General features: G+C 63.2%; 12 protein-coding genes. 2 read left to right on the forward strand and 10 right to left on the reverse strand.

All coding sequences use genetic code 11. The features are described 5' to 3' along the window. Positions 1–27 precede the first annotated feature (27 nt). The 9 genes from VGC13_RS04430 to VGC13_RS04470 form a co-directional block, all read right to left on the reverse strand. Entirely contained in the window at positions 28–921 is an 894-nt protein-coding gene (locus VGC13_RS04430) for a lantibiotic dehydratase C-terminal domain-containing protein (protein WP_331124001.1), read from the reverse strand. An 18-nt stretch (positions 922–939) separates the two neighbouring features. Continuing rightward, entirely contained in the window at positions 940–1,632 is a 693-nt protein-coding gene (locus VGC13_RS04435) for a hypothetical protein (RefSeq protein ID WP_331124002.1), read from the reverse strand. Between the two features lie 75 nt (positions 1,633–1,707). Then, entirely contained in the window at positions 1,708–1,899 is a 192-nt protein-coding gene (locus VGC13_RS04440) for a hypothetical protein (protein WP_331124003.1), read from the reverse strand. 502 nt (positions 1,900–2,401) lie between these two features. Then, positions 2,402–2,566, reverse strand: a complete 165-nt coding sequence (locus VGC13_RS04445) for a hypothetical protein (RefSeq protein WP_331124004.1) — start codon at positions 2,564–2,566, stop codon at positions 2,402–2,404. 510 nt (positions 2,567–3,076) lie between these two features. Further along, entirely contained in the window at positions 3,077–3,241 is a 165-nt protein-coding gene (locus VGC13_RS04450; protein WP_331124005.1) for a hypothetical protein, read from the reverse strand. Between the two features lie 126 nt (positions 3,242–3,367). Beyond that, complete coding sequence (locus VGC13_RS04455) at positions 3,368–3,538, reverse strand: hypothetical protein (RefSeq protein WP_331124006.1); 171 nt, start codon at positions 3,536–3,538, stop codon at positions 3,368–3,370. A gap of 24 nt (positions 3,539–3,562) precedes the next feature. Continuing rightward, complete coding sequence (locus tag VGC13_RS04460; RefSeq protein ID WP_331124007.1) at positions 3,563–6,331, reverse strand: lantibiotic dehydratase; 2,769 nt, start codon at positions 6,329–6,331, stop codon at positions 3,563–3,565. Continuing rightward, the gene (locus tag VGC13_RS04465) at positions 6,328–7,335 is read right to left on the reverse strand and encodes a lantibiotic dehydratase C-terminal domain-containing protein (RefSeq protein ID WP_331124008.1); all 1,008 of its coding nucleotides are present in this window, start codon (positions 7,333–7,335) and stop codon (positions 6,328–6,330) included. Before VGC13_RS04465 ends, VGC13_RS04460 begins: the two co-directional genes overlap by 4 nt. A gap of 8 nt (positions 7,336–7,343) precedes the next feature. Then, a complete protein-coding gene (locus tag VGC13_RS04470; RefSeq protein WP_331124009.1) occupies positions 7,344–8,687 on the reverse strand; it encodes a lanthionine synthetase LanC family protein in 1,344 nt (447 codons plus the stop codon). Between the two features lie 1,511 nt (positions 8,688–10,198). Between VGC13_RS04470 and VGC13_RS04475 the strand changes: the two genes are divergently transcribed. Together VGC13_RS04475 and VGC13_RS04480 are read left to right on the forward strand one after the other, a co-directional pair. Then, positions 10,199–10,357 carry a hypothetical protein gene (locus tag VGC13_RS04475; RefSeq protein WP_331124010.1) on the forward strand — a complete coding sequence of 53 codons (159 nt, stop codon included), beginning with the start codon at positions 10,199–10,201 and terminating at the stop codon, positions 10,355–10,357. Further along, positions 10,354–10,590 carry a hypothetical protein gene (locus tag VGC13_RS04480; protein WP_331124011.1) on the forward strand — a complete coding sequence of 79 codons (237 nt, stop codon included), beginning with the start codon at positions 10,354–10,356 and terminating at the stop codon, positions 10,588–10,590. The genes VGC13_RS04475 and VGC13_RS04480 overlap by 4 nt, the downstream gene beginning before the upstream one ends. Before the next feature lie 46 nt (positions 10,591–10,636). Here VGC13_RS04480 and VGC13_RS04485 read toward each other — a convergent pair whose 3' ends face one another. After that, positions 10,637–11,953 carry a hypothetical protein gene (locus tag VGC13_RS04485; RefSeq protein WP_331124012.1) on the reverse strand — a complete coding sequence of 439 codons (1,317 nt, stop codon included), beginning with the start codon at positions 11,951–11,953 and terminating at the stop codon, positions 10,637–10,639. Between the last annotated feature and the right edge of the window lie 125 nt (positions 11,954–12,078).

The following is a 12,078-nucleotide window of genomic DNA, read 5'->3' on the forward strand; positions in this document are numbered from 1 at the left end:
CGGCCGGGTCCGGCGTGGCCGTTCGCGCTACGCGGCCTGCAGTTGGAGATTGCGTTGCCATGCGTACAGAACCAGCGGGATGTGGTGCAGAACGGGCTGGCCCAGCTGCGCCAGCGTACAATGATTAATATCGCGCAGCAGTTGCTGCTTCTGCTCGGCCGTGCGCCCGTCGTTGACCAGGACGATCTCCACCAGCTGCTCGCACAAGGGCGACTGTGAAGGCTCAGCCCAGATGCGATCGAATAGCACGCGATTCCGCTCCCTCACAGCCCCGGGAAGGTTGGCCAATACGGTGGATGCGTCCTCCCGTAGCCTTGCTTCCAACGGGATCAGCAGCGTCTGCGCGTGATAGCGCCAGAACTCCACGGGGTCCGCCCCGGCACGCACCAGCGCGCGGTCCATCCACCCGATCCACTGCACTGCGGCAAACGTGGTGGTGCCGGCTTGGCGCTGGTCGATGGCCCAGAATACCACGTCCTGGACCGTACGCCACAAATCGTCCTCCGCCGCTATGCCGGCGCTCCGGGTAAAGGGGTAGCCGTCTGACGGGTGAGGAGCCATGCGATACGAGTTGTTCGGTGCAAAGCCAGGCTCTGCGTCGATTGCAGAGATCTGCTTTCCGCGGCACTCAGCGTGGCGCTGCTCGATTTCCTGCATGGTGAGCTGCGCAGTACTGGGGTGCTCCGTCAGGTACCGTTCCAGGCGAGCGCCCACCAGCTGCCGGACTGCACCCGAAGCGGCCGCTGTCGAGCTGAGGATGGCAACAATGTGGGGCCCCCGCGTATCAAAAACGGTGAACCAGAAGCGATCGAGCAGACCGCTTTTCCGCAACTCGCGGGCGGCCGGGCCCAGGCACTCGGTCAGGAGCCTGCTGGTCTCAGCCTCGCCCCAAAAGTAGACATGAAGGGCCGTGTGGGTCATTTGTCCTCCAAGCCGGGCTCAGGGGTAAGGGATGACGAAGCCGGGAACGCGGTACATGCTGTTTACGAATTGCTCAAAGCCGCGCAAACGCACCTCATCATTCAGCAATCCCGCCAACGAGTCGCGCTCCGCGTCCGTCAACGACGGAATGGCGGCGTAAAAAGCGCAGACCTCCGCAATCCGCACGGGACTGCCATCGTTCAGCACGCAGAAGGGAACAACGCCCGCCATCATTGCCCTAGCCTCTTCCACGTGCACCTGCATCTGCTCCCAGCGAAGGCGGTTGCGGGCGATGCGGGCGCGATGCAGACGGAACTCGTGGCAATGGTTGGCCAGCGGCAGCAGAAAGAGACGGGTGCCGATCGCTGCCGTGACTGCCCGGTGCGCCTGGACCATCGCGTCCTCCGCCTCATCAGAGCGGTCAATGCAGTAGAAGTAGTAGCCCAACACCCCGTAGTACCACCGCTCCAAGACCGACCGAATGGAGGGGTCCGCCGAAACCACCGTGCGTATAGCTTCGCCTAACTCCTCAAGCAGTTCGTAGCCCCTCAGGACATCGCCCCGCCGCAGCAGCAGGAGGGAACGGGTGCTCAGCTGCTCCAGTGCTTCGAATTGCCGGTAATGCTCCGCCCAGCGCGATCCTTCATCGCCGCTGCGGGCGACGAAGTGGAGCCAGCCGAAATCAGCATGTTGGGATGAAACCTGGTCCATGGCTTGGGCTCGCCCTTCGTTCGTGACCTCTGGGGAATACCGTCTCGTAACCCATGATGCCGTGATTGTCTCGTTTCACTCCGCCGGGGTTTCCCCCATGGACAGCCACTTCCGGAGATCGGTCGTGTCCGAGCAGTTCGAGCAAGAGCAGCAGGGGGGGCCGTGGCTGGTGTTGCGCATCCCTGCCGCCAACCGCTCCAACTCCTCCTCGCTCAGGCCTTCGATCTTCATGTTCTCGAAGAGGGCCCGCTTCTGGCTTTCGTCCATGCTCTCTCTGTCACGATAGGGGACTGGAACCGGGAGATGCGGAACGAAACCGGCTCACTGCCGGTCCTGCCCGCCCTCGCTTGGTGTACCGCAATGCCGGCATAGGAGCTGGCGGGTGCCAGCCCCTATGCCATTTCAGCTCAGGGGTCGTTGGAGCAACGGCTGCAGGAGCAGCAGGAACCTCCGCCACTCGTCGTGACGAGGTCGGTACTTCCGCCGGCCACACCTTCGAGATCTTCGTCCGAGAGGGGCTCGATCTCCACGTTCTCGATCTGGTTCTGGTTTTCGGGCACAGCGACCTCACTGGCTATGAGCCGTCAGGCTCGTGAGAATGACGCCCCGCCGAGATCGGCGGGAACGAAGCGCACTTTGGGGAGACTGGACAGGAACCGGGCGTGATCCTGCTCGGCAAGCAGCACTGGCCGCCCAGAGGCAGGCCAGTGAGCGAGCCGCTCATCTGGCCTGCCTCTGTCCCCGACGGTCACCCCGGGCGCAGCTCAGGCTACCTCGAGCAGTCGCTGCAGGAGCAGCAGCTGGGACCACTGCTGGTGGTGCCGCCCACCAACTCCTGGCCGGTTTCGTTTCCGCCGGTGACGCCCTCGAGATCTTCCTCCGAGAGGGGCTCGATCTCCACGTTCTCAATCGATCGGTTCTGGTCTTCGGGCATGGTCTACCTCCTGGCTGTCCGCGATTGGGTTCGGATGAAATGCTGCATTCAGCATAGGAGCACATTGCGAAATACCGCCTAGAACACCACCCGAGCGGGTTTCCGCCTGCCGCCCCTCATGCCGGGCGGAATGACATCAGCCGGAGCAGGCGCTGCACGAGCAGCACTCGCCACCACAACTGCGGGGGTCACCCCCCACCAACTCCTGGCCGGTTTCGTTTCCGCCAGCGACGCCCGCGAGATCTTCCTCCGAGAGGGGCTCGATCTCCAGGTTCTCCAGCTGGTGCTGATCCTCGGGCATAACATACCTCTTTGATATGAGCCACCAGGCTCGGGAGACTGACGCTCCGCCGCGATTGGCGGGAGAGAAGTGCACCTGTTGGAGACTGAACAGGAGCCGGGCGTGATCCTGCTCAGCAAGCAGAACCGGCCGCCCAGAGGCAGGCCAGTGAACGAGCCGCTCATCTGGCCCAACTCTGCTCCCGACGTCACCGCCAGGCGCGGCTCAGGCTACCTCGAGCAGTCGCTGCAGGAGCAGCAGCTGGGACCACTGCTGGTGCCACCGCCGTCTCCCGGCAATTCGGCGGAGAAGCTTCCGCCGGCGACGCCCTCGAGATCATCCTCCGAGAGAGGCTCGATCTCCACGTTCTCGATCTGGTTCTGGTCTTCGGGCATGGGCTACCTCCTGGCTGTGAGCCATCAGGCTCGGGAGAACGACACCCCGCCGGGACCGGCGGGAACACGACCCGCACCATCTGAGAAGCTGTCTGTCCCGACGCTTACCGCCGGGTGCAACTCAGGCTACCTCGAGCAGCTACTGCAGGAGCAGCAGCTCGGGCCACTGCTGGTGGTGCCGCCGCTGTCTCCCACCAACTCTTCGCCGATTTCGTTTCCGCCGGCGACCCCCTCGAGGTCTTGGTCCGAGAGGGGCTCGATCTCCACGTTCTCGATCTGGTTCTGGTTTTCGGGCATGGGCTACCTCCTGGCTGTGAGCCATCAGGCTCGGGAGAAACGACTCCCCGCCACCGTGGGCGGGGACACGGCGCGCACACACGCGCCGGGCTGTGGACCGGAGGCTGGCTCCGGTCTTAATGCGAGAGAATCGACAAGCAGCTCCACCGCCCACCGCCGTCCAGCCGCGTCGGGCGAGAACATTGCCGAGGTGGGCAGCATCTCCGTGAAGGAGATTAAGTCGCCCTGCGGCTCCAATGCCGAGCGCAGCAGGGCCACAAAGAGCGGAGAGGTGAAGTCGAGGTACTGGGGTTGGTAACGAAATCCCTGGATAGGGTGGGGACTCCGCTCCGCCATGAACACGCGATCGGGAATCCCGAGGTCCATCCGCCATCGGTTCACCGCGGCGAACGCTTCCGTGTCGGTCATCTTCTCGATCGCGTTCCGTAGCAAGCGCGTGGGGAACGACCATCCCTGGCGGTGCAGCACTACGTTGCCAATAACCGTTCGGCAGCTCATGGTAACCAGGCCGTCATCCCGGCTGGCGCGGGGTGGGAACACCGCGCTCATCTCGCTGGGCCCAAACGCGCAGAGGAACCGCACCAGGGACGGCACGTAGTCTTCGTACGCGAGCCCCAGGAATGCCGTGACGTACCGCAATCCGTCGCGGCCGCGTAGCGCGGGCTCACCCGCGCCGAAAACGACGCGTAAATCACTAAGCTGCACCCGCCCTGGTGCATCCACGCCGGGATTCTCGCCGGGAAAGGTCAACACAGCGGGCGTCTGACATGCGTGAACGTTGATGTTGTCGCCCGGCACGCAGCGCAGGTCCAGCATCTCTACCCGTTCACCGTCCAGTTGGAAGACCCCACGTGCCGCGATGTGCGACGCGTAGGCAGCGCGCGTCCTGCTGTCCATTACTGGCGTGTAGCGGCTGCCGAACCGGCCAGTCCCTTCCTTCATCCGGTTCAGCATCCATAGCGTGCCATCAGTGCTCGCCGGCTGCAGGAAAAGGCAGGCGCCCCCAGAAGCCGAGGTGTAGCGCGCCGGTCCCCGGTCCAGCAGCGCAGCCAGCTTCTCGCCTGAGACGTGCTGCACCCCATGCTCAAGCCGCAGGCATTCCTCCATCCCCTCCAGCACGGCGCCACGAAACCGGTCCAGCGCCTCCACCTCCGGCAACCGCCGCGGGTTCCACGTCGTGCGCCAGCCCTCGTCCTCCCGGGCGGCGACACGGAAGCACAGGTAGTCCCGCCATAGAGGCTGCATCGCCTGGAAGAGATCCATCAGCGCGATCTCGTCTTCGCCCGGCCAGCGCTCGCGGGCGAATGATTCCATCGCGTGAAGCAACTCGTGGCGATGCTCAAAGAGCGAGGCCAACCGTACCAGGGGCTCGACGCTGCGCAGTGCCTTCTCGGCCGCTGCCTCGGACATGTGGACAACGGACGGTGGTGGGGCGTTCGCGACCTCGGGCAGAAGGAAGACTTCTTCGTGCACGTTATGAATGGACGCCCGGCCGTATCCTGTCTCCGGGTCGAGCCCGCCCAAGGGCGCGGCGGCCCGCCAAAGCTCCGCTGTCAGCCGCTCGATATCCTGCAGCGACTCCGTCGGGTCCTCCGCGGCTGCATATCCGTCCTCTAACTGGACCAAGCGCTCCAGACGCTCTGTGAACGGCACGAGCGCGTCGTCAAGTGGAAAGGACCGGAGGTGGTGCAGCATCCTCTTTTCCATGTGCATCTCGTGCCCTGACCACGGGAGCACGAGGTGCAGAAAACCTATGCGCAGCAACTGGTCAATCTGGCCCGCGACCTGTTCTGCGGTTCCGCGTGCGCCAAACTCGCGCTCCAGCATCGAAACCAGCTCCCGGTAGCCAGGCTGGGTCCCAATGAGGATTTCCTGAAGCCTGGTGACCAGCGGGCCTTTGAGCCCTACCTGTACCAGGGATTGCTCGCGATAGCCGAGCCTGCCCGCCGCTTCGTCATGGATCCAGTGGGAAGGCCGGAGGAAGATGAAGCGCCCGGGCACCGATTCGGTTGCCGAACTGTTCAGCACCACCGGCAGGCGGTCGCGCAACGGCGGGTACCGGCGCAGCATCTCGGCATACTGGTCCAGCAAGTAGGGCTTGATGCGCACCAGCGAACGAGCGCGCCAGTCGCTTCCCACGAGGCGCGGCACCGCGGGCGCGAGGTCGCTTCGGAGAGTTGCAAGCGCGAGCGAAGTCAGCGTGGAAAAAGGCGACAGCTTTACAGCCGCGCGGCTGACGTAGCGCAGCAAGGTGATTTCTGCCTTCTTTTTGCCGTGGCCATAGCCCGCGCGGTCGCGAAGACGGTGGGTGATCCAGGAGATCTGCGGATTCGCCATCGCCAAGCCACGAACAAACGCAGGGTTGTCCAACTGTTCCTCCAGCAGGTGCCGCTGGCGGTCGCGTTCGCGGAAAAACCTTTCGTCAAATGCCGCCGAGCGGGCTGTCGCCTCTTCTTCGGCCGTCGCAAGACGGTCAGCGGCCGGGCCCGCGATATTCCGCAGCACTGCCCATTGCGCAGACTTCAGGTGACGCTCCAGCGACCGGCCGTTAAAGCAGTCGCGCTTGACGTTCAAAAGAAAGCGTCGCAATTCCGGTGGGGCAGTGGGAACGGCCGTGTGCACTCGATCCACCATCGCCTCGCGTGCTGCTAAGCGCTCCTCTTCGGCGCCGCGCAAAGCCTGGAGTTCCGCGCAAAGACCGGTAGAGAATCGCTCCACGATCTCGGCCGACAACCCCGCGACCCGCGCGATGAGGGGCGCGCCTTCCACGAAGGAGCGGTCGTGCCAGGTCATACGACCGCCTCTTTTCCGGTACCGGCCACTTGGGTGGCCGTGGCCCGCAAGACGAGGTGATGAACGAGGGCCTCGTCGAGCATGCCAATGCCCAGATGGTTCGCAAGGGCGTGAAACGCTTTGAAGAGCGGCGGGAACACCGGGTCATCCGTGAACGGGTCCAGCCGGTACTCCGGATTTCCACGGAATCGGGCCAGATACTCCACGAGGGCGGAGAGCGCGTCCCGCCAGTCGGCGTCTGCGCCCGTGACGCTTCCCGGGGCAGCCCCCCAGTACCCGCCAGCGATCTGCCGCAACTGCTCAAGGGTGGACGCCATCCCCTCCGCCCGCCGGTCGTAGCTAGCCAGCAGTTCCGCTTCCGCTTCCGGGCCGGCCACGTTGAAGCGGACCAACCAGTCACGGTGATACGCTAGGTATGCCGCGCGTTCGTCCGGAGAGAAACCTACAGCGGCAAGCCCGCCGAAGATGGCGCGAAGTAGCCCGCGCTGGCGGGCCGCGCCCGGCACCTTGCCAGCTTGATCCGGCTGCACGAAATCCAGCACCAGATCGGCCCCGGAGCCCAGACATGCAGTGAAAAGCGCGGTGTACCAGTCGTCCTCCAGAAAGAGCGGTGGACCTAGATTTACATGGCTGCGGCGATACCGGGTCCATAGGAGCGTGCGGTCAGGATAGTCGGACGTCGCGTCGTCCTCGACATCTATGGGTGGCGCGCCCATTCGACTGATACGCACCTCTCCGCTGACGGGGGGAAGTCCCGCGAAGTAGGCTTGCACCGACTCCTCCAGCAGCCTGCGGGCGAGTTCCCGCCGCTCCGGGTGCCCGTGCAGGCGCACCTTCAGGTGCTCGCCACACCGGCTATACCGCACCAGCCACAGCGACCAGCCCCCCCCGGGATCGCTGTCGCGGAGCCGCGCACGGAACGGTGTGATCGCTCCATGGATGAGCGCGTCGAGGCCCCGGTCGCAGTAGATGTTGGCCGTCAGGACGGGATCCGCGAGCACCATGTGGACTTTTACTCCAGGCGGAGAGTACAAGGCAGCGTTCCCTGGCTGGCCAGTCGCAGCAGTGCGTAGCCGACGCCGGATAGCCCATGGAAGAAGCCCGGTCTTAGGCCGACTGCCTCGCCGGGGCGGATGACGGCAAACTCGCCAGCCTGCTCGGCGCGGCAGACAGCGCGGTCAGCCTGGGCAAGCGCGTCATCCACGAACGTCCTGTCGCCCAGCGTTTGGCCGGCGCAGAGAAGGATGTCCACGCGGCCCAGATTGCCGCAGCAGAGGTGGTCGAGTGGTGTCTCGGGGATAGAGCGGGTGATCTGGAGCAGCCCCTGCAGCTCTTTGAGCCCACACTCGTAGATGGCTGGCGCTCCCAGCCGCGCCAAGGCAATGCCGGGGGCGCCATGGCACCAGGCGCTCTGTTCCAGCGGGCGGCCGGTCCGCAGGTCCAGCCAATTGTTTGTGGTGGGGTCGAACAGGCTGCGCTCGAAAGCGGCGCCCTCGCGCGCCGCCACGCGCAACGCCTCATCGCCAGTGCGGGCGAAGAGCTGGAGCAGAGCGTAGCCGATTCCGGAGGCGCCGTGCGCGAACCCACCCAGCGGTGGCTTTCCCGGGGCGGCCCATGCCTGCGGCCGCCCTTCGTGCGAACGGCGTCGTTCCATCAGGTGATGGGCGCATGTGCACGCTAACTCAAGCGGCGTGACGCCATCAGCATTCGCTTGGGGTGCAGCTGCATCCAAGGCCAGCAGCGCGAGCAGCGCACCCGCACACCCGTCCACCACGTCCAGGCGGTTGTCGGCCTCGATGCGCTCGCGTGTGAACAGCAGGGTGAGGTCGTGGGCTTCCTCGATCAGCACCCTTTCGCGCAGCCACTCGCCTACACGCACAAACGCGTAAACGAATCCGCCTAATCCTACGAATCCGCCCACCTGCATCCGGAGCCGTTGTGCTCGTTCCTTATCGTAAACCAGCTCTCGCAGCGTGCGCCTGAGCGGGCCAATGGCTCGCAACACCAAGTCCCGGTGGTCACCGTTCCTGCAGGCGTGGTCGTGTGCTGCCAGGAAGAGCGCGATCCCCAGGACGCCGTCATAAATGTGAGGTCCGACGCTGGGCGCGCACTTCATGTCGTGTCCGGGGGCGGCCTGCCAAGTGATCCCCCCGCCTAGCCTATCCACCGCCTTGTCCTGTAGCACGTCAGCGATAGCGGTAGCGCGAACGAGAAAGCGTTCCACTCCGGAATCCGCCAGAAAGTCCGGGGCTGGGGTGCCGTGGAGCGGCAATCGTCCCGCGCCTGCGGTGCAGGCCACCGCGTCCGGGCCATCGCGCCGGGCGCCGCTGAGGTCAGCCCCCTTCTTGGGGCGCATCCGGGTGTTCACGGCTGAGTGCATAGGGGCGCGGGTAGCCTGTAGAAACTCGATAAGAACGGCAGCTAGCTAGACACGAACTGAGCGGGGCTTCGCAAACGGAAGAGAGCAATCGGCATGCCCCTTTTGAGACATAAACTCAACCATCCCACGGGCAAGGGTTTAGATCCGTTTCACTCCGCCTGTGATTGTCGTAAAGCATGCGCGCCATAGCTCTATTAATAGATTTCCTGTGCCAGTTCGAGCACGGTATCTCTACAACGAGCCGGGGAGGCGTAACACGATCTTCCGTTAATACGCGGTGCGTGGGATAGGGCAGGGGGAGATCGAGTTCGAGGCGGTTTTCCGCTCCCGAGAGTACTCGGGAGCCGACGCATGCGACGGCTCTGGTGGTACCAGCAGCGGCGGTGGGCAGCGGAGTTCCGCATCCCGCCTCACAGTTCCGCTTCAGGCCGGGTCACACGACGTGGGCCTTCCAGGGGATACGCGACGCCGCGGTCCGCGGGGAGCGCGACGTCTGGTCACCCTAGACACCCAGCGATTCCAGTGTGCTGTCGCGCTCGGGACGCTGATCGGGGTAGGATGCGCCTGCGGCGGCGTCGCTCTACGGGTCTTTGAGCACTGACCAGCGGCGAACCTCCGCTTGGGCAGCGACGTCTACCTGCGTTCAAACGCGGCGGAGACGCGCGAACGGCGGGTGGGCCGTTCCGCAGAGCTGCGCCCGTCCCTGGCTGTCAGGGTCATAGCAGGTCCCGCGATCTCGCCGCATGGCTGGCACGGCAGTACGTAACCGCCGTCCGGGATTCACTGGCTGTAAGCACCTACGAGCACCGGTACGTCTTTGCGGGCCTCTCACAGACGACGATCTCGTTGGAGACGCGGCTGGACTAGACGTTCACACCAACGCTCTCGCTCCAGGTCTACGCCCAGCCGTTCGTGGCGTCCGGCGATTACCGGGGCTTCGGCGAGTTACCATCGGCGCGGGCGCGGGCATTCGCCGTCTACGGCAGAGACGATGGAACCATTGCGCTGGAAAAAGCGACCGGCGCATACCAGGTGGATCCCGACGGCCCGGGAGCGGCCGCACCCTTCCGTCTCGCCAACCCAGACTTCACTAGCCGCTCCCTGCAGGGGAACGCGGTGCTGCGGTGGGAGTGGCGCCCCGGCTCCGAACTCTACCTGGTGTGGCAACAGTTGCGCAGTGGGTTCGTTCCTGAAGGACAGTTTGATCTCGACCGGGTTACGGGGCGCTGTTCCGTGGGCCTGCCACCAACGTATTCGTGGTGAAGGCGACGTACTGGGTGGGCAGGTGATCACGAGGCAGAGGCCAACAGACGACGCGGAATGAAACGGAGCTGAATAGTGACGGCCGGGACATAGAGTCCCGGCCGTTTTCCGTTTACCAGTTAGCGGACGTTGATCACAGAGGGTAGACAAAAGTTAAAGACAGAAAAGGGGGCCGATCTACCTAATGCATTTCTGAAGCGACAATTCAACTTAGGAACGAGGCGATGGGCCAGACCCTAAACCCGGCGACCGAGAGCGCGGCCGCAGGCGGCTGGAAGAACGAGCGATTGCTCAAGCGCTGCATGCAGGAAGACCCGGAGACGGTCCGGAAGGTGGTGCTGGAGCCGACGCATCGGATCAGGCGAGAGGGAGGTTTCACATGAGTGCTTCGCTGCATACCCTTGTACTCGCCTTCGATGCGACCTCTCGAACGTTACCGAATCTGCCGCCGGTCACTTTAGTAACCTATGCCATGATCTGGCTCATGGTTGGTGCTTTGCTGGCGCAAGTGCTTCCGGAAGATGCCTCACCCATAGAACGCCTGTTCTGCCTCGTAATCCTTTGGATCATCATTCCTATGGCGGTGTGCGCCGTGTACCTGCTGGGATTCGGGTGACTCGCTCCTCGCCGGAAGAGCGCGAGGTCCTGCTGACGAAGACACATCAGGAACCTCCAAAGTAGCGCATGGCAGACAACCTTGACGCAGCCAGAGGATCAATGATCGTCATTACGAGTACGGCAACGTAAGGGATGACCAAGGTAAGTGCGGCGGCTGTACCACCTCCGGGGAAAGGGAGATCACCTCCGGCACCATCGGCGCCAACCCGACCAGTCGCGTAAAGTGCGAAAACGGCTATAGCGATCAGCAAAACATGGCGAAGAACCGGAGGGAACTGGTGCTGTCGTGTTGACGGGGATCGTTGAGCGAATTGGGGCTCGTTCCCCGCAACTATGCCGTGCAAGAGTTGAACGGTTCGCCTCTGAAGTTCCTGCTCAGTCGCTTCCGTTGGGGTCACCAACAGAAGCTTGAGAGCACGAATCTCGTTCGCTCGAAGCATACGCATCTCGCTGACCAACCGGTTCGTTTCCTGATCCCCAGCATTGAAGTGAGCCGGGATTCCCAATTGCGTCGCCCGAGCTACATCTTCGATGGCACGGGTTCGGCGAAGCCGGGCGCTGGTGTTCACCCTCCAGCGCTTTCGAAAACGCCTCGTAGCTTCTTGGTCGAGACAGCGCAAATTCTCTTCACCCGATTTGCACTTGGCTGTGTCGGGTTCCCGCGACCTTTCGAGTTCAGCTGCCAAATAGCTAGAGGCAGCGCGAAGAGTCTCACGCACCCAAAGTAGTTGAGATACTTTGCTTGCGCGATCGATAATGTCTCTTAGAACTAACACATCGAGTAGACGAAGCGCCGCAAACTCCGAGAGAAGCCGGCCAGAGGCAACGAAATCCTGACTAGCCGACATCACGATCCAGATTCCGAGCGCAATGATGAGCACCAGTTGAGCGACAACCACCCCGTACCATGGCAGGACCACGAGAAGCGCGGCGTTCGTTTTCACTGTGTCAGGAGGCAGATTACTCGTCGCCCAAGCGACGTTCGCAATCCATGACGCTGTAATCATGAAAATCGATGTCGTCCAGTATCCCGCGTTCAGTACCAGATTGAGCAACACGCCACCTAGAACGATGACTCCCATGAACGCAAGCCAGAAACGGGCGACGGCATCGTCAGTCAGCACGTAGTCCCATTCTTTGAACCTCTGCAACGGCGCCGTCAATATGTAAAATACGGCAGCGACTACGCCAAGAACTAAAAATGGGGGAACCGGAGAACGTAGCAAAAGCGCCCGTTTAGCTACGAAGCCTATTGGCCATAATCTGAACGGGCTGCCAAGCCCGCGCCGGGTCCGCGTCCATTTCTCCTCAAGCAGTGGACCATCAAGTGCGAAATCACTTGGGGCGATTCGAATGCTCAAGTACGTTCGTACCTTCTTGCGGGCTGTAAAGAGTATCTGATCCAAGTAGTTCATGAATTTGGCTGGAAGGAAGGTTGGCCATCCAGAGACGGTCTGGAAGCTGGTGCTCGAGCCGACTGCTGGTG

This window comes from Longimicrobium sp. (genome assembly GCF_036399255.1).
GTDB lineage: Bacteria > Gemmatimonadota > Gemmatimonadetes > Longimicrobiales > Longimicrobiaceae > Longimicrobium.

Coding starts and splice junctions, on each gene's coding strand:
- VGC13_RS04445 (WP_331124004.1), bottom strand. CDS start 2,566: ATGCCCGAAGACCAGAACCGATCGATTGAGAACGTGGAGATCGAGCCC.
- VGC13_RS04440 (WP_331124003.1), bottom strand. CDS start 1,899: ATGGACGAAAGCCAGAAGCGGGCCCTCTTCGAGAACATGAAGATCGAA.
- VGC13_RS04475 (WP_331124010.1), top strand. CDS start 10,199: ATGGGCCAGACCCTAAACCCGGCGACCGAGAGCGCGGCCGCAGGCGGC.
- VGC13_RS04465 (WP_331124008.1), bottom strand. CDS start 7,335: ATGGTGCTCGCGGATCCCGTCCTGACGGCCAACATCTACTGCGACCGG.
- VGC13_RS04450 (WP_331124005.1), bottom strand. CDS start 3,241: ATGCCCGAAGACCAGAACCAGATCGAGAACGTGGAGATCGAGCCTCTC.
- VGC13_RS04480 (WP_331124011.1), top strand. CDS start 10,354: ATGAGTGCTTCGCTGCATACCCTTGTACTCGCCTTCGATGCGACCTCT.
- VGC13_RS04435 (WP_331124002.1), bottom strand. CDS start 1,632: ATGGACCAGGTTTCATCCCAACATGCTGATTTCGGCTGGCTCCACTTC.
- VGC13_RS04470 (WP_331124009.1), bottom strand. CDS start 8,687: ATGCGCCCCAAGAAGGGGGCTGACCTCAGCGGCGCCCGGCGCGATGGC.
- VGC13_RS04430 (WP_331124001.1), bottom strand. CDS start 921: ATGACCCACACGGCCCTTCATGTCTACTTTTGGGGCGAGGCTGAGACC.
- VGC13_RS04455 (WP_331124006.1), bottom strand. CDS start 3,538: ATGCCCGAAAACCAGAACCAGATCGAGAACGTGGAGATCGAGCCCCTC.
- VGC13_RS04460 (WP_331124007.1), bottom strand. CDS start 6,331: ATGACCTGGCACGACCGCTCCTTCGTGGAAGGCGCGCCCCTCATCGCG.